The organism is Geomicrobium sp. JCM 19055, from assembly GCF_000698185.1.
GTDB classification, from domain to species: Bacteria; Bacillota; Bacilli; order Bacillales; family Marinococcaceae; genus Geomicrobium_A; species Geomicrobium_A sediminis.
Genome location: NZ_BAXL01000010.1, coordinates 16,972 through 37,324, shown reverse-complemented (window position 1 = coordinate 37,324; position 20,353 = coordinate 16,972). Strand labels below are relative to the sequence as shown.

Below are 20,353 nucleotides of genomic sequence, written 5' to 3'. Positions count from 1 at the left end.
AGCGGAAGTTCCTATTTAGGGCTTTCGCTTTATCTTTTCCCGGGAAATAATTACGAATGTCTTAAAAGTAAGCAAAGGCTCGTAAGAAAGTCGAACAAAAATAGGCGGTTGCATTTTTCATGACGAATGAATATAATAGGTCGTAAGAAAAAAAGGCACGGAAGAGGACATGAATTTATCGATACGATTCACAGAGAGAAAAGCCTAGGCTGAAAGCTTTTTAACACCGGTCGATGAGTTTACCCCCTCAGAGCTACAGTGATGAACGCGATGCTAGTATTTACTGTCGTTATCGGGCGTTAACCGATTCGAGTGCAGCAAATCAGCTGTATGAGGGTGGAACCGCGGGTATAAACTCGTCCCTATTTAGGGACGGGTTTTTTTCGTGTTTTAAATTAAAGGAGTGAATTGCATGTCTAATCAAGTACAACTTACATTTCCAGACGGAGCAGTTAAATCATTTGATGCAGGCGTCACGTTAGAAGAAGTCGCATCGTCTATTAGTTCTGGACTGAAAAAACAAGCGTTAGCTGGTAAGTTCAATGACGAATTATATGATCTTCGTAGGCCAATTAAAGAAGACGGCAAGATCGCAATTATCACATACAAAGACGCAGAAGGGTTAGAAGTTCTCCGCCATAGTAGTGCTCACTTGCTAGCACAAGCGGTGAAGCGTCTTTATCCAGATGCAACATTCGGTGTAGGGCCTGTCATTGAAGGGGGTTTCTACTACGACATCGATACTGAGCATACGATCACACCAGAAGATCTTCCTAAAATCGAAAAAGAAATGAAGAAGATTATGGATGAGAACTTCGAGATCGTTCGAAAAGAAGTATCTCGTGAAGAAGCGAAAGCGTATTTCAATGAAATTGGCGATCCGCTTAAACTAGAATTGATCGATGCCATCCCAGAAGGCGAAACGGTTACACTTTATGAGCAAGGTGAGTTTACAGACCTTTGCCGTGGTGTACACGTACCGTCTACTAGCAAGTTGAAAAAGATTAAACTGATGAATATCTCTGGTGCTTATTGGCGAGGCGACAGCAAAAACAAAATGCTTCAACGCATTTACGGGACTGCATTTGAAAAGCAAGCCGACTTAGATGAGCATCTTCGTATTTTGGAAGAAGCAAAAGAACGAGATCACCGTAAATTAGGTAAAGAGCTCGAGATCTTCACAATCAATCAAAAAGTAGGACAAGGATTGCCATTATGGTTACCTAAGGGAGCGACAATTCGTAGAACGATTGAACGTTACATCGTCGACTTAGAAGAGCGCTTAGGTTATGATCACGTCTATACACCAGTGCTCGGCAGTGTAGACCTTTATAAGGCATCAGGTCACTGGGATCACTATCATGAAGATATGTTCCCGCCTATGGAAATGGATAATGAAGACCTCGTGTTACGTCCGATGAACTGTCCACATCATATGATGGTATACAAAAACAACTTGCACAGTTATCGCGAACTTCCAATCCGAATCGCGGAACTTGGAACGATGCACCGTCATGAAATGTCAGGGGCGCTTGCTGGTTTACAGCGAGTACGTGCAATGACATTAAACGATGCACACATTTTCTGTCGTCCAGATCAAATGAAAGAAGAATTCCTACGTGTCGTTGATCTCATCCAAAACGTGTATAGCGATTTTGGTATTAACGATTACTACTTCCGTCTTTCGTATCGTGATCCCGAAGACAAAGAAAAGTATGTTGATAATGATGAGATGTGGGATAAAGCACAACGTCTTCTAAAAGAAGCGATGGATGAGCGTGGTGCGGAATACGTAGAAGCAATTGGAGAAGCAGCATTCTACGGTCCAAACTAGACGTTCAAGTAAAAACAGCCCTTGGAAAAGATGAAACATTATCAACCGTTCAGCTCGACTTCCACTTGCCGAATCAAATGGATCTCACATACATCGGTGAAGATGGAAAAGAACACCGTCCAGTCGTCATCCACCGTGGGGTTGTATCAACGATGGAACGCTTTGTTGCTTTCCTCATTGAAGAATACAAAGGTGCATTGCCAACATGGCTTTCGCCAGTCCAAGTGCAGTTAATTCCTGTTTCATTAGAAGTACATCAATCGTACACATCAAAAGTAGAAGATGCGCTTCGTAAAGTAGGCGTACGTGTTGAAGTAGATATGCGCGAAGAAAAGCTCGGTTACAAAATTCGAGAAGCGCAAACGAAAAAGATTCCGTACACACTCGTACTCGGTGATAAAGAGCAAGACGCACTTGATGTAAACATCCGTAAGTATGGTGAAAGTGATACAGAGTCGATGCCACTCGATGCCTTTGTTGAACAACTAAAACAAGAAGCACGTAAGTTCTAATAGTAGAAACAGAAACTGGTTAGTAGGCCACTCGTTCGAGCGTTTCAACGAAGTGATTGCTTTTTTTTAGAAGTGATGTTGACAATTCGTTATTCATCCTGTATAGTAATGAAGTATTGAACATGTTGCACGCAAGCAGAAGCGCCCGCTTCTCACCTGCAAAACACCTTAGGGTCGTTACCAGGTAAGCAATCGAACGTGATGGCTATAAGTGGGCGTCGTATGTATACGACTCTCACTTTTTTTTATGCATAGCTAACTGTTTTTGTGAGCATGTTTAGATTCATATCGTTTCCTTACTAATGTCGGAGGTGGCTCACTATTCGTAAAGATATGAAGCTCAACGATGGGATTCGTGCACGTGAAGTGCGTCTCATCGACGCTAATGGCGAACAACTTGGTGTGAAATCAAAGCGCGATGCGCTTGAGTTAGCATCTAAAGCTGAATTAGACCTTGTCCTTGTTGCTCCAAATGCAACTCCGCCTGTATGTCGAATTATGGACTACGGAAAGTTTCGTTACGAACAACAGAAGAAGGATCGAGAAGCTCGTAAGAAGCAAAAAGTCATTAACGTTAAAGAAGTGCGTCTTAGCCCAACTATTGAGGAACATGACTTCAATACGAAGCTTAGAAATGCACGTAAATTCTTAGAGAAGGGCGATAAAGTGAAAGCGGCAATTCGTTTCCGTGGACGCGCTATTACCCACTCTGAAATCGGACGTAAGGTTCTCGAGCGTCTTGCAACAGAATTAACGGACGTTGCAAGCATTGAGACACGCCCGAAAATGGAAGGTCGCAGTATGTTCTTAATACTTGCGCCAAAAGCTGAAGACAAGAAGTAGTCGCACAACAGCAAAGGAGGAAGTACTCATGCCAAAAATGAAAACTCACCGCGGTGCTGCAAAGCGCTTTAAGCGTACAGGAACTGGGAAGCTCAAGCGTGGTCATGCTAACACAAGTCACCTTGCAGCTGCTAAGTCTGAAAAGCAAAAGCGTCATCTAAGCAAACAAGCCGTTATGGATAAGAGCGATCAGTCTCGTATTGAGCAGTTGCTCCCTTACAAAAAATAAGTTATTTTCGTAAACTGAGGAGGGATTGACGATGCTAGAGTTAAAGGTGGAACAGTCACACGTCGTCGTCGTAAAAAGATATTAAAGCTTGCTAAAGGTTATTACGGTTCCAAACATGCGTTGTTCCGCACAGCGAAACAACAAGTAATCAAATCAGGACAATACGCTTATCGTGACCGTCGTAATCGTAAGCGTGAGTTCCGTAAACTTTGGATCGCTCGTATTAACGCCGCTGCACGTCTAAACGGTCTTTCTTACAGCCGTTTAATGCACGGACTTAAGCTTGCTGAAATCAACATCAACCGTAAGATGCTTGCTGATCTTGCTGTTAACGACAAAGACGCTTTTACTGCACTTGCAGACAAAGCAAAAGCTCAATTGTCATAATGAATGAACCCCTTGTGCAATGCACAGGGGGTTTTTTTATTATATAGAGATCATCGGTGATACTAAAACGCACACTCATTAAAGTGTGGGCGTTTATCATACTATTTCTTTGATACGAAAAATCCTACAATACCACCGAGAATTGCTGGAACGAGCCAACCAAACCCGAGGTCGCTTAACGGTAGCATAGAAGTTAACGATACAATGGATTCTGGAAGTAACCCTGCCTCTTTCAAACCATCTGTTGTACTTATAAGTGCAGTCATAATGATTACACCTCTATAAACGCTTTGACGTCCGCCGAACAATCGATCTGTGAACGCTAAAGCGATCAGTGCGATGATGATTGGGTAGATAAACACGAGAACAGGTAGTGAAAATGCAATGAGTTGGTTAAGTCCCATGTTCGCGATCAGCGCACTGAACACCGTGAAGATGAGAACGAAACCTTTATATGAAATTTGAGGGAACCAACCATTAAAGTACGTTGAGCACGATGAGATTAGACCGACAGCAGTTGGGACACAAGCAAGGATTATCGTAATGGCGAGAATGACGTTTCCGCTTACTCCAAAATACTCAAAAGCAGTGAGTTGCAATATCTGACCACCGTTTTCTTGTGTGCCTACGGCCGTTTCGCTGACAGCACCTAGGTAGCCAAGACCAGTGTAGATAATTGCGAGTAGTCCACCGGCAATTAAGCTTGCTTTCACCGTCACAGAACGAATGATCGTTTGATCGCTAATTCCTTGTGATTTAATCGTTTGTAAAACGAGAATACCAAAAACGAATGCGGCAATCGTGTCCATCGTTAAGTACCCTTCGGTAAACCCAGAGAAAAATGCTAAGCTACTGTATTCCTCAGATGGCGCTGAAAATGTACCGAGTGGTCCAAAGATCGTTCGCGCTAACACTACTGCTAATACGAACAATAAGATTGGGGTAATGATCTTCCCGATCCGATCAATGAATTTGCCCGGTGAAGCAGCAAGCCAATAGACAAACGCAAAATAGACAATTGTAAAAATAACGAGTGCAAGACTTGTAACATTGTCTAAAAAGGGCGTTAAACCGACTTCAAAAGAAACAGTCGCTGTTCTTGGAACAGCAAATAAAGGTCCAATTGTCAAAAATGTTAGAGCAGTAAATGCTGTTGCAAAAATAGGGTGTACGCGTTTACTGATCGCTTCAGCATCGTCTTTTCCTGTATAGATGATGGCGATCACTCCAAGTATAGGCAAGCCAACCCCAGAGATTAAAAACCCGATAATTGCTGGCCACAGTTGATCACCAGCTTCTTGTCCAAGTAACGGTGGAAAAATAAGGTTCCCTGCCCCAAAGAACAGAGAGAACAACATAAGCCCGATTAAGATCGTTTGCTTTGTTGATGATTGTGATGCTGACATAAGTATGTAATGCTCCTCTTTACAGTGATAAAGTCTAATGGAAACTATTCTATCATACAAAATGTCCCTTTCAAAACTTTTAGACAAGTGAAGCGCTTTCTTTTTTTGTGGGAAAATGTGGAGAAGCAAAGGATGTCAGACAGACCCCTTTGCTTCTCGAGTTTTCTTGCGTTGCATGAGTTGTTTAATAGGGCTACGCCATTCCACTTGTGCATAGGAATAACGTTGCTTTACTTCCGATTCAAGATATAAGAAGTCTTCATATCCAAGCCCTTCAATTCTCTCTGTTCGTTTCGGATCCATAACGACTCGAACGACTTCGAAGCTAGATTCAGCTACACTTACATACTTCTCTCCTTCAAACATAACCCCTCGGTACGTAATTAAGAAATTCTTTCGAACGTCGTCAGGGTCATCATAAAAATAAAACTCTTGCCGTTTATGGGCGACTTCAAGCTTGCGTGTAGAATTCGTAGCATAACGGTAAACAGAGTAGGCTAGAATAAATAAGGCCGCAGCTAAAAATGCGTAGAGTAGTAACGACATGATGCGCCCTCCAATCGATACAGGTTTACGTATATATACGTTGAACCTTAAGAAAACGTTTCATTACAAGTTACAATTAATATTCCACAACTTGTTGCACATCAAACATTTTAAAACGAGTGTAAGAAACGATGGATTGAGTATACCATCAATTGTCGGTATACTAGATGTATTGTACTAGAATGGAGGAATATGGAATGGTCAAGTTAACAGAGACGCAACAAATGCTCAAAGACTTAACAGATGCAAACGGTGTACCAGGCAACGAGCAAGAAGCACGTGACATCATGAATCAATACATAAGCCTTATGCCGATGAAGTAACGACGGACAACTTAGGTAGCTTAATTGCTAAGAAGGTCGGTAAAGCAGGGGGACCGAAAGTGATGGTTGCGGGTCACCTTGATGAAATCGGCTTTATGATTACACAAATTGATGATCGTGGGTTTTTGAAATTTCAACCTTTAGGCGGTTGGTGGGAGCAAGTGATGCTCGCTCAACGAGTAACGGTCATGACGAATAAAGGAAACATCACAGGGGTAATTGGCTCTAAGCCTCCACACATTTTACCTGCTGACCAACGCAAGAAAATGGTCGAGAAAAAAAAGACATGTTCATTGATATTGGTGCGAGTAATCGCGAAGAAGCGGAGTCATTTGGTGTGCGCCCAGGAGATTCTGTCGTACCCGTTTGTGATTTTACGGTCATGAACAACGAGAAGCTTCTAATGGCTAAAGCTTGGGACAACCGCATAGGGTGTGCAATTGCCATTGAAGTGTTAAAGCAATTAAAAGATAGCGATCATCCAAACGAAGTGTACGGAGTTGGAACGGTTCAAGAAGAAGTTGGTTTACGTGGTGCAAAAACGTCATCACAAGCGATTGAGCCAGACATTGGGTTTAGTGTAGACGTTGGCATTGCAGGTGATACACCAGGAGTATCTAAGGCAGAAGCACAAGCAGAAATCGGGAAGGGTCCACAAATTCTCGTTTATGACGCTTCATTAATCTCTCATAAAGGTCTTCGTGAGCTTGTCGTTGATACGGCTGATGCTGAGAACATTCCTTATCAATACGATGCGATGGCTGCAGGAGGAACAGACGGCGGTGCAATTCAACTAACGGCTAACGGTGTTCCCGCACTTTCAATCTGTATTCCGACACGTTACATTCATACGCATGCAGGCATTTTAAATCAAGATGACTTTGATAATGCAGTGAAATTGATCGTAGCTGTCATTAAGAAGCTCGATGCTGAAACCGTTAAAACGCTAACATTCAAGTAAAAAAAACACCCCAGTTTGGGGTGTTTTCCCGTTTTATTTCACACCTGTTGAAATCTGTTCAACAATTTGTTGCTTAGCTGATTCATCAACTTCGTTCCAATAGACTTCAAATAAAACGCCTAACCCAGGAAGCATTTTCTCTTCGCCGCTAGAAATGGCATCGGTAATGGTTGCTTCAATTTGTGTTGCATCACTTCCAGAAACGTTGTCTAAAATTGCATGTCGTAAATTTAATCCCATTATAGATCCTCCTTCAGTCATTGCAGGTTTCATTATAGGATGAGGTGAACGAGGGAATCTTATACATCATCGAAAGAGGTGAGTACGTTGATTATGTCAGCGAGCAATCCTAAAATTAAGCAAATCAAGAAATTACAGCAAAAAAAATACCGCCAAAAAGAGCAACGATTTCTCGTTGAAGGACCACACCTTGTGGAAGAAGCAATTCAGGCAGGGCGCGCTGAATCATTGCTACAAAGTGAAAGTGCAAAACCACTAGCAATAGAAACAGCGGTGGAGTCACTCCTTGTGAGCGATGAAGTGATGAAAGGAATCAGTGCGACAAAAACATCACAAGGCTGGCTGGCGGTTTGCAAGTTGCCAGACGAAAGCATCCCAACTGAGGGGAACTTATTGTTCATTGATGGTGTACAAGATCCTGGGAATCTCGGTACGATCATTCGCACAGCTGAGGCTGCTGCTATTGCTGGAATTATCATTAGTGAAGAGACGGTCGACCCGTATAACGACAAAGTCATTCGCTCGACTCAAGGTGCCATTTTTCACCTTCCGATTGTTCGTGCCGATTTACGTGAACAAATGATCGCACAACAAAAAGCTGGAAAAGTGATCATCGGAACAGCAATGAAAGGTCATCATTACCGGGAGATTGACCTCGAGAGTCGTGACTTCGGTTTGCTAGTTGGTAATGAAGGAGCTGGAGTTTCTAATGAATTACTCGCTCTTACTGATGAGAATGTTACGATCCCGATTGTTGGTCAGTCAGAATCATTGAATGTTGCGGTTGCAACAGCCATTCTTATTTATCAATGGTCGAACTTATAATAGGAGGAATCTCGATGGTTTATTCAAATGATGCCCTTCAAAATGAGCATATCGTTGTTACAGGTGCGACAGGTGGAATCGGCTACGAGACCGCCTTACTCGTAGCTCAATTAGGTGCTTCTGTGACCGTTACTGGTCGCAATTAAGAAAAGCTACAATTACTCGGTGAAGAACTTCGAAAGCATACGGAAAACTATTTTGTCAAACCTACAGACATAACGGTTGAAGAAGAACGTCAAGTCCTCGTACGTACTGCTGAAGAAAAGCTTGATCCGATCACAGGGCTTGTTAATGCTGCAGGGATTGCTGGCAATTATACCGTTGAAGAGGTACTGCAGAGCAATTGCGTAACTATATGGAATTGAATTACGTATCACTAGTCATGTTAAGTAAGCTCGTGTACCGTTCCATGAAAGCGAACAAAAAAGGTGCAATCGTAAACATCTCTTCGCTTTCTGGATTACGAGGAACGTATGCTAACACAGCGTATTCTGCAAGTAAGTTTGCGGTGATTGGTTTTACGCAATCGTTTGCATTAGAAGCCATTGAATACGGAGTTCGTGTGAATGCCGTTGCGCCAGGGATTGTGGACACAGAAATGGGCAGAGCGGTTATTGAACGTAAAGCCGCACAACAGGACCGTACGTATTTAGAGCAAAAGCAACGTACCGAAGATAACTATCCGACAAAAAAAGTTAATTACGCCCCAAGAAGTCGCCCACTCCATCGTTTACTTGTTAACAGATGCTACAGAGAGCATCATCGGCGAAACCGTGAAGATTAGTAGCGGAAGTTTAATGAGGTAAACATGATTTGTTAACCATCCCTCTTGCAAGTACAGCAAAAACCCTCTATACTATACTGCAACTGAACATGATTCAACACGTTGATAGAGAGTAGTAAAGTGACCACTGACTGACAGGAAGGAAAGACCATCGATTGGAAGTCTTTCTCTTTAAAGATCACTTGAATTCGCTCTGGAGTTGGCACCGGTCACAAGGTGTCCCGGTTGACTACCGTTATGAGTTCACAAGTGATTGGTTCGTTCGTTAGAGCTGATAACAAGGGTGGTACCGCGAAACCTTCGTCCCTTTTTGGGCGAAGGTTTTTTTGCGTTCAATTTACGATGTTGAAGCAAGGAATAAAGGAGGAGCACGATGATTGATCGATTAGAAGAGTTAAAGCTTGAGGCTCAAAGCGCTGTAACAAGCAGTCAAGACAAGAAAGAACTTGAACAAGTGCGCATTAATTATCTCGGTAAAAAAGGACCCATCACAGAAGTATTAAGAGGGATGGGGAAACTTTCAGCAGAAGAACGCCCGGTCGTTGGTCAAAAAGCCAATGAAGTGCGCGAAGCAATTCAAGCATCCATTGACAGCAAACAAGCATTTTTCGAAGAAGCAGAACTACAAGAGAAACTTTCGGCAGAAAAATTGATGTGACGTTACCCGGCAAGAAAGTCGAAGCTGGATCTCCACATCCCCTAACTGCAGTCGTTGAACAAATTGAAGACATTTTTGTAGGACTCGGGTTTGAAGTCACAGAAGGTCCTGAAGTGGAGCTTGATTACTATAACTTCGAAATGATGAACTTGCCTGCAGACCACCCTGCACGCGACATGCAAGATTCGTTTTATGTATCAGAAGATACGCTTTTACGTACACAAACGTCTCCGGTACAAGCGAGAACGTTGCAAGCGGCCAAAGGTGAAGGACCGGTTCGAATTATCTGTCCAGGTAAAGTGTATCGTCGTGATGAAGATGATGCGACGCACTCTCATCAGTTTATGCAAATCGAAGGTTTGTACGTAGACAAACACGTGCGCATGAGTGATTTAAAAGGTGTATTTGATACGTTTGTTAAAGAATATTTCGGTAGTGATCGTGCCATTCGTTTACGTCCAAGTTACTTCCCGTTTACAGAGCCATCTGCTGAGATTGACGTGAACTGTGGCGTATGTGGTGGTGATGGTTGCCGCGTATGTAAGCAGTCCGGTTGGATTGAAGTACTCGGTTCCGGAATGGTTCACCCGCGAGTGCTTGAGATGAACGGATTTGATCCAAACGTCTATTCAGGCTTTGCATTTGGAATGGGTGTAGAACGTTTTGCAATGCTAAAGTATGGCATTGATGATATTCGTCATTTCTACACAAACGATACGAGATTTTTATCACAATTCAAACACGTTTAATCGATAAAGAAAGAAGGTGAAGGGAACATGCTCGTTTCCTATCAATGGTTGCAAGATTATGTGGATCTTTCAGGAGTATCTCCTGAAGAAGTAGCGGAACTTCTCACTCGCGGCGGGTTAGAAGTGGATCATATTCATCGTTATCATGACGGCATGGACGGTGTTGTTGTCGGTAAAATTACGGACTCAGGACCTCACCCAGATGCAGACAAATTAACGATTTGCCAAGTTGATCTAGGCGATCAATCATCACAAATCATTTGTGGTGCGACAAATGCCCCGAAAGCAAGCAAAGTTGTGGTTGCGAAGCCAGGCACGGTTCTTCCAGGTAATCGTGTTATTGAAGCAACAGAAATTCGTGGTCAAAAATCTGAAGGCATGATTTGTGCATTAGATGAGCTTGGGGTAAGCGAAAACCTTGTTTCAAAAGAGCAACAAGATTTAATTATTGAGCTTCCAGACGATGCTGAAGTTGGCAGTGATGCCCTTGAATATCTTGGGTTGAACGATGTTGTTCTAGAGATTGACTTAACACCGAATCGTTCCGATGCACTAAGTATGCTAGGGGTCGCTTATGACATCTCAGCGTTACTAGATCGTCCAATTAAAGTGCCTGAAATCGAACATGGTGCCGTACGCAAAAATGCCATCGATCAAGTGAGTGTGACGGTTGAAGCTGGAATAGATGTTCCGTATTACGGAGCAAAGATTATTAATAAAGTAACGATTGCTCCGTCACCATTATGGATGCAAATGCGCCTCGTTGCAGCAGGCATGCGTCCTGTAAACAACGTCGTTGATATTACAAACTATGTAATGCTTGAAACGGGTCAACCGCTTCATGCGTTTGATTATGACCGTTTTGGCTCAAAAGAAATTGTAACACGCAGAGCGTATGCGGGCGAAACGATGACAACGTTGGATGAGCAAGTACGCACACTAAATGAGGAAGACATTGTAATTACAAACGGTCATACACCTACAGCGCTCGCAGGCGTGATGGGTGGAGCTAGTTGTGAAGTCATTGAAACGACAGAGAATATCTTGTTAGAAGCAGCCCAATTTGATCCGGTTCGTGTTCGCAATACAGCAAAACGTACGAACTTACGTAGTGAGTCGAGTACACGTTTTGAAAAAGGATTGGATGCACAAGGGACCGTTCAAGCTGCTGAACGTGCGGCCTATTTATTAGAGAAGTATGCGGGTGGCTCTGTTCTAAACGGGATTGTAGAGTCTGGAGAAATGCCAGTCTTCGAGCAAGAAGTTGAGCTAAGTTTAGGCGCTGTCAACACGAGACTTGGAACAGAACTTGACCAAAAAGAAACAGAAGAAATTCTGTATCGTCTCGGTTTTGGTGTTGAAGATTTAGGGGATCGTTGGAGAATTTCAATTCCTTCTAGACGTTTAGACATTAACATTCAAGAAGATTTGATTGAAGAGATCGCTAGAATTTACGGTTATGATCGGATTCCAACGACGTACCCAGTTAGTGAGCGAAGCGCGGGTCGTCTGTCGAATACACAAAAGCTCAAACGAAAAGCGCGTCGCTTCCTTGAAGGAGCAGGACTAGAAGAAGCAATTACGTATTCGTTGACGAGCGAAGAAAAATCGAAACGTTTCCGACTTGATGAGTTTAGCGATGATGTACGCGTTTTAATGCCGATGAGTGAAGAGCGTAAAGTTCTACGTCAAAGTCTATTACCACAGTTGCTTGATAGCATTAGCTACAACAAAAACCGTCAAAACAACGACCTTGCGTTGTTTGAAATGGGAGCTGTATTCTTACCAAACCCAGGAGAGAAGCTACCTTCTGAACTTTGGCATATCGCAGGAGCATTTAGTGGTAATTGGACAGCCGCTGCTTGGAACAAAACGGCAGAACCTGTTGATTTTTATACAGCGAAAGGCATTGTGGAAGGCTTGTTAGAACAACTAGGTTTAACTGAAGGTGTGACGTATCAAGTTACGAAGCGGGAACAACTTCACCCAGGACAAAGTGCAGATGTGCTTGTGAATGGGCAGGTTGTTGGCTTTATCGGTCAACTTCATCCGACATTTGCAACGCGTGAAGGACTGCCTGTGACGTATGTGTTTGAACTTCGTGGTGAGGCGCTATTAACGGAACAAGACAAAACGATGCGTTACGATCCTCTTCCACGTTTCCCAGCAATCAAACGCGACTTCGCGGTCGTTGTTGATGCGCAAATCGCAGCATCTGAAGTACAACATGTGATTTATGAAGCAGCGGGCACGTGGGTAAAGGATGTCACTCTCTTTGACGTTTATGAAGGTGAACATCTAGAACCTGGCAAGAAATCTCTTGCATATTCAGTGACGTTCTTAAATAAAGAACGAACGTTAGTGGATGAAGAGATTGCAAAAGTTCATGAGACGATCGTTGAACGCCTGCAATCGAAGCTCGGTGCAAGTCTACGAGGATAATCATAAGTAAGGGAGCAATCGTTGCCGTCGAACGGTGGCGATTGCTTTTTGTTATGTGTAACCGAAAGGACTCGAACATCGTAAACATTAAGGAGATGACATTTTCTTCTCTGTCTGATTTTGGTATGATGAAGCATAGGACTGACAAGTTTCGGATTCACAAGACATCACGGTGTGGTGTTTGGAGGAGGCGTAAAAAGTGACGGGGAAAAAAAGAACAACGGTTACGATTTATGGACATCAGTATACGATTGTTAGTGACGAGTCAGAGACGCACGTCCAAGAGGTTTCACAGCACGTACATCAAAAGATGAAAGAAATGAAAAAGGTCAACCCTTTTATAGATACGTCAAGACTTGCAGTGTTAGCGGCAGTGAACATCGCCGATGATTATTTGAAGCTAAAAAAAAGAACTGGAATTACAAACAAAAAAAAGAGGATTAATCGATGTTAAGTTTACTATTATTACTACTACTCATTACGAACTTCTTCATTGGGTTACGCCGAGGGTTCATCTTACAATTGTTTCATCTCGTAAGTTTCTTCGGATCACTCATCGTTGCGTACTTGTTTTACCAAGATATTGCTGAATACTTACGACTTTGGTTGCCTTATCCGCAATTTCTAGACAACCCTGATAATATGTTGATCTCAGCATTTAATTTTGAAGCGGTCTATTATAATGGCATCTCGTTTGCGCTCTTGTTTTTTGCGACAAGAATTCTACTCCATATTCTTGCATCCATGCTAGATTTCGTGAGCCATTTGCCAATCCTTCGTTCCATTAATCGTTTGCTCGGTGCCGTTCTCGGGTTTATTGAAGCGTACCTATTAATATTTGTTTTGTTAATTGTCGCTGCGTTACTCCCAGTTGACGTTATTCAAGAAGCAATCGCTAATTCATCGATTGCTAGATTAATGATTGAACAAACTCCGTTTTTATCTGATTGGTTAAAGACGTTGTGGATATCCCCGATTGAACAGAGTTAAGGAGTGACAAGATGGACAAGAAAGCGGTCATTAAGACATTAGAGACGATTGCCGTTTATATGGAAATCGCAGGTGAGAATCCATTTAAAACATCTGCATATCGAAAAGCTGCCCAAGCGTTAGAGCGTGAAGAGCGCACACTAGAAGAAATTGAAAAGCCAGAGGATTTGACGGGGATCGGCAAAGGAACAGCGGGTGTCATTACTGAGCTGAAAGAAACCGGTGAAACTGCTGTTTTAAATGACTTAAAAGAGCGAGTTCCAGCAGGTCTCCCCTCACTTTTGCAATTGCCTAGCCTTGGCGGTAAAAAAAATTAATAAGCTTTATAAAGAACTCGGTATTACCGATGTAGATACACTTAAACAAGCTTGTGAGCAAGGACAAGTCCAAGCGTTAGCGGGCTTTGGTAAGAAAAGCGAAGAGAAGATTCTAGCAGCACTTGAAGAGGTAGGAAAGCGGCCAGACCGATTGCCAGTCGCGTTTATGCTAGACGTTGCGGAGCAGGTGGAAGAAGAGCTTCGTTCGTTTACAGGCATTACACGCTTTGAAAGAGCAGGGAGTTTACGAAGAGTAAAAGAAACGATTCGTGATGCTGATTATGTAATTAGCACAACTCAACCGGATGATGTACGTGAGCAGTTAAAGTCACTTCGTGACACGTTTGAAGTCATTGCAGATGGGGATACGAAAGTATCGTTAACGCTCGAAAAAGAGTATCGTGTAAATGTTGATTTTAGACTCGTTAATGATGAAGAGTTCGCAACAGCGCTACACCATTTTACAGGTTCTAAAGATCACCACTTACTCATGCGAAAACGTGCGAAAGATCTAGGGCAAAAGATCAACGAGTACGGTGTAGAAGACCTAAATGAAGAAAAGCTGCATCAATTCGAGACAGAAGAACAATTTTTTTCACCACTTTGATCTTCATTACATTCCTCCAGAAGCTCGAGAAGGAACGATTGAATTAGATTGGTTTAAGGAAGATCGCCCGCTCATTGAAGAACGTGATATTGTAAGTGACCTTCACATGCATACGGTCTGGAGCGACGGTGCAAATTCAATTAAAGAGATGGCTTTAGCAGCTCGAGATCAAGGGTATAGCTACATTGTTATTACCGATCACTCGAAGTATTTACAAGTTGCGAACGGCTTAACAGAGGAACGTCTACTACGACAAATCGAAGAAATAAAAGCGGTCAATGAAGAAGTAGAGGGCATTCACATTTTCGCAGGTACAGAAATGGATATTAAACCAGATGGAACGCTCGATTTCGATGACGAGATCTTGTCTCAACTCGATTTCGTCATTGCGAGTATCCATTCATCGTTCCAGCAATCCCAAGAAACGTTACATGAGCGATTAGACAGCGCATTGAACAATCCGTATGTCCATTTAATTGCTCATCCAACGGGACGAATTATCGGTCAACGTCCAGGGTATGATGTCGATGTCGATTGGCTTATTGAACGTGCGAGCGAAACAAACACGGCGCTTGAGCTAAATGCGAACCCTAATCGGTTGGATTTAACCGCGGATTCTTTACGAAAAGCACGTGACAAAGGGGTGCGGGTTGCGGTCAATACGGACGCGCACCGAAAAGAAATGCTCAACCATATGAGCGTTGGTGTTTCAACGTGTAAAAAAAGCATTTCTCACACGAGAAGATGTGATTAACACGTATTCACTTGAACAATTTAAACAATACATCGGAGAAAAGCGGCGACGCTTTCAATAGATGAGGTGAACGGTCATTCAAAAGACGATGTTACACACATTAGAATATAAGAAAATGAAAGAACAGCTCCTCACGCACGTAAGTTCAGCACTCGGGCGAGAACGAGTTGAGCAATTAACACCAGAGAAAGACGCAAACGAAGTAAAACGACTTCTCGATGAAACGTATGAAGCGACAGAAGTGTTGCGCCTTCGCGGTCATGTGCCACTCGGTGGACTGCATGACATTCGCTTTGAAGTAAAACGAGCATCACTCGGAAGTGTGCTCGATGCAAAAGCGATTAATGAAACGGCAGATACAATTCGTGTAGGCAATCAATTAACCCTGTTCATGGAACGATTGTTTGAAGATGAAGAAGACATTCGATTACCGAACTTGAATGGGATGATTGAGCAGATTCTGCCATTAAAAGAGTTGTACAATACGATCAGAAAAGCGATCAGTGAAGAAGGATACGTATTAGATAGTGCTAGCGCTGAACTACGTGCAGCAAGACAGCAAATTCGTACCTTTGAATCAACTGTACGTTCTAGACTGGAACAAATTATCCGTTCTAGTGACGCAGACACGAAGCTTTCTGATCGAGTCGTAACGGTAAGGAATGATCGTTACGTGATACCGGTTAAAGCTGCGTATCGCCATAGTTACGGCGGGATCGTGCACGATCAATCTGCATCTGGACAAACCGTTTTTGTAGAGCCTCAATCGGTCGTAAACGCGAACAATCAGCTTCGTGAAGCACGCTTAAAAGAACGTAATGAGATTGAGAAGATTTTGCGTGAACTGTCACTTGAAGTCGGCGCAGAGTCAGCTGTTTTACTCATTAACGTTGAGCAGTTAGCGACGATTGATTTCACATTCGCGAAAGCTAAGTACGCCAAAAGCATTGTGGCGATTAAACCGAAGATTAATGAAGAGTATTACTTGCACTATCCAAAAGCAAGACACCCATTACTCGATCAAGAAACGGTCGTTCCAACTGATTTAACGCTCGGTCGAGAGTACACGTCACTCGTCATTACTGGACCGAATACAGGTGGAAAGACGGTTGCATTAAAGACGACGGGCTTACTCACATTAATGGCACAATCAGGGTTGTTTCTACCAACGGATGAAGGTGCGGAGGCGACCGTCTTTGATTCGATTCATGCAGATATCGGTGATGAACAGTCGATTGAACAAAGCTTAAGTACGTTTTCGTCGCATATGACGAATATCGTGTCCATATTAAAGAGTGTTGACCATCGTAGTCTCGTTCTCTTTGATGAGCTCGGTGCCGGTACGGACCCACAAGAAGGTGCAGCGCTTGCAGTTTCGATTTTAGATGAAGTGCATGCAAGAGGGGCGCGTACTGTGGCGACAACCCACTATACAGAGCTTAAAGGTTATGCGTATAACCGTACAGGAGTTATGAATGCAAGCGTGGAGTTCGACGTGGCATCACTTAGCCCGACGTACCGTTTGTTGATTGGGATTCCTGGTCGAAGTAACGCCTTTGCCATTTCCCGTCGATTAGGTCTAGATGATTTCTTAATTGAGGCAGCAGAAAAGGAACTAACTGCGGATACGAAGCAAGCTGAGCAGATGATTACGTCACTTGAAGACCAGCAACAAGTCGCTCAAGTCGCGAAAGAAGAAGCTGACGAATTAAGACAATCTGCTGAGAAACTTCATGAAGAGCTTGAAGAAGCATTCAACGACCTTGAACGCAAAAAAAGAACGTATCTTAAAAGAAGCGGAAGAAAAAGCAGCGGAAGAAGTTGAACTTGCTAAACTGCAAGCAGAGGAGATTATTGGCCATCTACGCGAACTTCAAAAGCAAGGCTCTTCGATTAAAGAGCATGAACTGATTGATGCGAAGAAAGGTCTAGAAGATGCAGCTCCCAAGCTTACGAAGAAACAAAAGCAAGTGAAACGCAAAGCACAAAAGGCGGCATCATTTATCGATGGTGAAGAAGTGTTTGTTCAACGCTTTAATCAGAAAGGACAAATACTTGAAAAGGTCTCTGACAAAGAGTACCTCGTACAAATCGGCATTATGAAAATGACTGTAACGGTCGATGACCTCCAAAAAACCGAACAACCGAAACAAAAAGAATTGCGACCAGTCACGCGCGTTCAGACGAGTGGCAGTACCGTGAAGCCGGAGCTCGATCTTCGAGGAGAGCGGTATGAGAACGCCTTGTCTCGCTTAGAGAAGTATTTGGATGAAGCGGTGCTTGCAGGTTATCCAACTGTCCATATTATTCATGGAAAAGGGACAGGAGCACTTCGCAAAGGGGTTAAGCAATACCTTGCAAAACACCCAAGTGTTAAGTCAACACGTGACGGAGGCATGAATGAAGGTGGAATCGGCAATACCGTTGCAGATCTAAAGTAAGAAAGGGTCATGTTCATGGCAGCATGGATGGAAATGACGTGGGTAATGATTATTGCTCAATACAGCGTCACGATACTTGCATTGATTGTATTTATGGTCGTTTTCGAATGGGTTACCCCATATAAAAATTGGGAATCGATTCGTTCAGGGAACTTAGCTGTTGCGATGGCAACAGGTGGGAAAATTCTAGGTGTCACGAATATTTTTCGGTTTTCAATCGAAAATAACGATACACTCTTGCAAATGCTCATGTGGGGAAGCTTTGGATTTGTTTTACTCGTTGCTGGCTATTTAATCTTTGAATTTTTAACGCCGTTTCTAAAAGTCGATGAACAGATCGCTTCAGACAATCGCGCTGTAGGTTTATTATCGTTGATTCTTTCATTCGGGTTGTCCTATGTAATCGGTGCAGGAATTACGAACTCATAGGGGGAAGTATGGAGAAACTTTGGAAGATCCTCGTTGTTTGCTGTGTCGGCTTTATGTTGGCAGGGTTTATATATTTATTTGTAGCGACGTAATAAAGATGTTTTTACCCACTCGAATGGTGACGTTCGAGTGGGTTTTTTATAGCGGGAATCGAGCCTTTTGATTGATGTCATTTGTCATGGATAATCCATAAAAAAGGCATGATCTATGCGTAAAAAAATCAGTTAGGAATAGGACATGCTATACATGAAATATTCATAATACACTTAATAATGATAGCGTTTTCAGATGAAAGAATGTAGACTATATGTATGACTATTTCAAGGAGGCCAACGATGACACAAGAACAAACTGCGCACAACTGGTTTCAGTATTATCCAAAGGATGTTGCACAAAGTTATCGCTATTCTGAGAAGGCTTTATCCGATTATTTAGGTGAAGTAGCAGAGAGGAATCCAGATGAAAAGGCCGTTCAATTTATGGGGACGAATGTTACCTATAAAGAGGTTTATGATCAGGCAAGACGGTTTGCAAACGCTCTGCAATCCAAAGGAGTTGTAAAAGGCGACCGAGTGGCGATCATGCTCGCGAACACACCACAATCGGTGATTTGTTATTATGGCGCGATGCTTGCGGGCGCTGTTGTTGTTCAAACAAATCCACTGTATGTTGAGCGAGAAATTGAACATCAGATGGTTGACTCTGGTGCGAAAGTACTTGTTTGCTTAGACATGGTATTTCCTCGTGTTCAAAAAGTAAGAAACAACACGCAGCTTGAGCATGTGTTTGTCGCATTCATCAAAGATTATCTGCCGTTTCCAAAGAATCTAATTTATCCATTTATTCAAAAGAAAAATCTCGGGATGAAGATTGAAGTTGACTATGACGAACAAACACATAACTTGAAACAAGCGCTTGAAGCAACAACGAATAAGTACAAGAAAGTCGACATCTCACCACGAGAAGATTTGGCGTTAATTCAATACACGGGTGGAACAACAGGCACACCGAAAGGCGTTATGTTAACCCATTACAATCTTGTCGTGAATACCGAGCAATGTACGAAATGGACGTATCGTTCTGATGATCCTAACCCACATGAGAAAGTGTTAGCCGTGCTACCCTTTTTCCACGTGTATGGAATGACAGTCGCATTGAACCTTGCTGTAATGAATGGCTATACGCTCGTTATTTTGCCAAAATTCGATCCGAAACAAGTATTACAAACGATTGAAAAGCATAAAGTGACGCTTTTCCCAGGGGCACCAACGATGTACACAGCGCTCGTTAACCACCCTGATATCGACAAGCATGATCTTTCATCGATCAAAGTCTGTCTAAGTGGTGCAGCACCTTTACCTAAAGAAATTCAAAAGAAATTCGAAGAGAAAACAAAAGGACGCTTAATCGAAGGATACGGTCTAACGGAGACGGCTCCAGTTGCAGCCTCAAATCCAATTTGGGAAAATCGCAGAAATGGAAGCATCGGTTTACCTTGGCCAGATACTGAACTTGCAATCTTAGATAGTGAGACCGGTGAATTTCTAGAAACAGACCAAGTCGGGGAAATCATCATCCGAGGTCCACAAGTTATGCAAGGGTATTGGAAGCGTGAAGAAGCGACAAAAGCCGTTTTCCATGAAGATTGGTTTAAAAGCGGTGATATGGGATACCAAGATAAAGATGGCTATTTTTACATCGTTGACCGTAAGAAAGATATGATTATTGCAGGTGGATTTAACATCTACCTCGTGAAGTAGAAGAAGTGTTGTATGAGCACGACGCGATCTTAGAATGTGCTGTTGTTGGTGTTCCAGATGAATACCGAGGTGAAACAGTTAAAGCGTTTGTTGTCACAAAAACTGGAAAAGAAGTAACTGAAGAAGCGTTAGAGTCATTTTGTCGAGAAAGACTTGCTGCCTATAAAATCCCACGTATTTATGAGTTCCGTAACGAACTACCAAAAACACTGGTTGGAAAAGTGTTAAGACGTGTGTTAGTTGAAGAAGAGCAGAAAAAAGCAGAAGAAGCTTTATTGTCTCAAAAAGAAAACTAAAACTAGTGGCAGCAGTCCGG

The 20,353-nt window shown here is 42.8% G+C and carries 12 protein-coding genes, 7 pseudogenes and 2 other annotated features; of the genes and pseudogenes, 16 read left to right on the top strand and 3 right to left on the bottom strand.

Features of this window, described 5'->3' with window-relative positions; all coding sequences use genetic code 11:
- The first annotated feature begins 149 nt into the window (after positions 1 to 149).
- Positions 150 to 367: a binding site (T-box leader), on the top strand.
- Between the two features lie 45 nt (positions 368 to 412).
- The 4 genes and pseudogenes from thrS to rplT all read left to right on the top strand — a co-directional run bounded on the left by thrS (position 413) and on the right by rplT (position 3,805).
- A pseudogene (gene thrS, locus JCM19055_RS10000) lies at positions 413 to 2,346 on the top strand (threonine--tRNA ligase).
- Between the two features lie 127 nt (positions 2,347 to 2,473).
- Positions 2,474 to 2,597: a sequence feature (ribosomal protein L20 leader region), on the top strand.
- 82 nt (positions 2,598 to 2,679) lie between these two features.
- A complete protein-coding gene (infC, locus tag JCM19055_RS09995) occupies positions 2,680 to 3,189 on the top strand; it encodes a translation initiation factor IF-3 (RefSeq protein WP_042359640.1) in 510 nt (169 codons plus the stop codon).
- 28 nt (positions 3,190 to 3,217) lie between these two features.
- The gene (gene rpmI, locus JCM19055_RS09990) at positions 3,218 to 3,418 is read left to right on the top strand and encodes a 50S ribosomal protein L35 (RefSeq protein WP_042359639.1); all 201 of its coding nucleotides are present in this window, start codon (positions 3,218 to 3,220) and stop codon (positions 3,416 to 3,418) included.
- Between the two features lie 24 nt (positions 3,419 to 3,442).
- Positions 3,443 to 3,805, top strand: a complete 363-nt coding sequence (gene rplT / locus JCM19055_RS09985; protein ID WP_042359638.1) for a 50S ribosomal protein L20 — start codon at positions 3,443 to 3,445, stop codon at positions 3,803 to 3,805.
- A 101-nt stretch (positions 3,806 to 3,906) separates the two neighbouring features.
- On the opposite strand, the gene brnQ is transcribed toward rplT, so the two are convergent.
- Positions 3,907 to 5,211 carry a branched-chain amino acid transport system II carrier protein gene (gene brnQ / locus JCM19055_RS09980; protein WP_042359637.1) on the bottom strand — a complete coding sequence of 435 codons (1,305 nt, stop codon included), beginning with the start codon at positions 5,209 to 5,211 and terminating at the stop codon, positions 3,907 to 3,909.
- Positions 5,212 to 5,346: 135 nt separating this feature from the next.
- Positions 5,347 to 5,757, bottom strand: a complete 411-nt coding sequence (locus JCM19055_RS09975; RefSeq protein ID WP_042359636.1) for a hypothetical protein — start codon at positions 5,755 to 5,757, stop codon at positions 5,347 to 5,349.
- 197 nt (positions 5,758 to 5,954) lie between these two features.
- On the opposite strand from JCM19055_RS09975, the pseudogene JCM19055_RS09970 reads away from it, so the two are divergent.
- Positions 5,955 to 7,041 (top strand): annotated as a pseudogene (locus tag JCM19055_RS09970) (M42 family metallopeptidase).
- Between the two features lie 33 nt (positions 7,042 to 7,074).
- Here the strand turns inward: JCM19055_RS09970 and sspI are convergent.
- The gene (gene sspI, locus JCM19055_RS09965) at positions 7,075 to 7,281 is read right to left on the bottom strand and encodes a small acid-soluble spore protein SspI (protein ID WP_042359635.1); all 207 of its coding nucleotides are present in this window, start codon (positions 7,279 to 7,281) and stop codon (positions 7,075 to 7,077) included.
- Between the two features lie 93 nt (positions 7,282 to 7,374).
- Here sspI and JCM19055_RS09960 point away from each other — a divergent pair, with 93 nt between their 5' ends.
- The 11 genes and pseudogenes from JCM19055_RS09960 to JCM19055_RS09915 all read left to right on the top strand — a co-directional run bounded on the left by JCM19055_RS09960 (position 7,375) and on the right by JCM19055_RS09915 (position 20,333).
- Positions 7,375 to 8,106: an RNA methyltransferase gene (locus JCM19055_RS09960; RefSeq protein ID WP_042359634.1), complete on the top strand. Its 732-nt coding sequence runs from the start codon at positions 7,375 to 7,377 to the stop codon at positions 8,104 to 8,106.
- A gap of 14 nt (positions 8,107 to 8,120) precedes the next feature.
- The gene (locus tag JCM19055_RS29250; RefSeq protein WP_265182007.1) at positions 8,121 to 8,252 is read left to right on the top strand and encodes an SDR family NAD(P)-dependent oxidoreductase; all 132 of its coding nucleotides are present in this window, start codon (positions 8,121 to 8,123) and stop codon (positions 8,250 to 8,252) included.
- Positions 8,253 to 8,315: 63 nt separating this feature from the next.
- Positions 8,316 to 8,890 (top strand): annotated as a pseudogene (locus JCM19055_RS29240) (SDR family NAD(P)-dependent oxidoreductase); the annotation flags it as partial.
- Positions 8,891 to 9,263: 373 nt separating this feature from the next.
- A pseudogene (gene pheS, locus JCM19055_RS09950) lies at positions 9,264 to 10,297 on the top strand (phenylalanine--tRNA ligase subunit alpha).
- A gap of 27 nt (positions 10,298 to 10,324) precedes the next feature.
- The gene (pheT, locus tag JCM19055_RS09945; RefSeq protein WP_042359633.1) at positions 10,325 to 12,739 is read left to right on the top strand and encodes a phenylalanine--tRNA ligase subunit beta; all 2,415 of its coding nucleotides are present in this window, start codon (positions 10,325 to 10,327) and stop codon (positions 12,737 to 12,739) included.
- Positions 12,740 to 12,938: 199 nt separating this feature from the next.
- Complete coding sequence (zapA, locus tag JCM19055_RS09940; protein WP_042359632.1) at positions 12,939 to 13,193, top strand: cell division protein ZapA; 255 nt, start codon at positions 12,939 to 12,941, stop codon at positions 13,191 to 13,193.
- Positions 13,187 to 13,729 (top strand): CvpA family protein, encoded by a 543-nt coding sequence (locus JCM19055_RS09935; RefSeq protein ID WP_042359631.1) that lies wholly within the window; start codon positions 13,187 to 13,189, stop codon positions 13,727 to 13,729. The genes zapA and JCM19055_RS09935 overlap by 7 nt, the downstream gene beginning before the upstream one ends.
- 11 nt (positions 13,730 to 13,740) lie before the next feature.
- Positions 13,741 to 15,468: pseudogene (gene polX, locus JCM19055_RS09930) on the top strand (DNA polymerase/3'-5' exonuclease PolX).
- A gap of 15 nt (positions 15,469 to 15,483) precedes the next feature.
- Positions 15,484 to 17,848, top strand: a pseudogene (locus tag JCM19055_RS09925) (endonuclease MutS2).
- Positions 17,849 to 17,863: 15 nt separating this feature from the next.
- Positions 17,864 to 18,277 (top strand): DUF350 domain-containing protein, encoded by a 414-nt coding sequence (locus tag JCM19055_RS09920; RefSeq protein ID WP_042359630.1) that lies wholly within the window; start codon positions 17,864 to 17,866, stop codon positions 18,275 to 18,277.
- Positions 18,278 to 18,612: 335 nt separating this feature from the next.
- Positions 18,613 to 20,333 (top strand): annotated as a pseudogene (locus tag JCM19055_RS09915) (long-chain-fatty-acid--CoA ligase).
- The last annotated feature ends 20 nt before the right edge of the window (positions 20,334 to 20,353 follow it).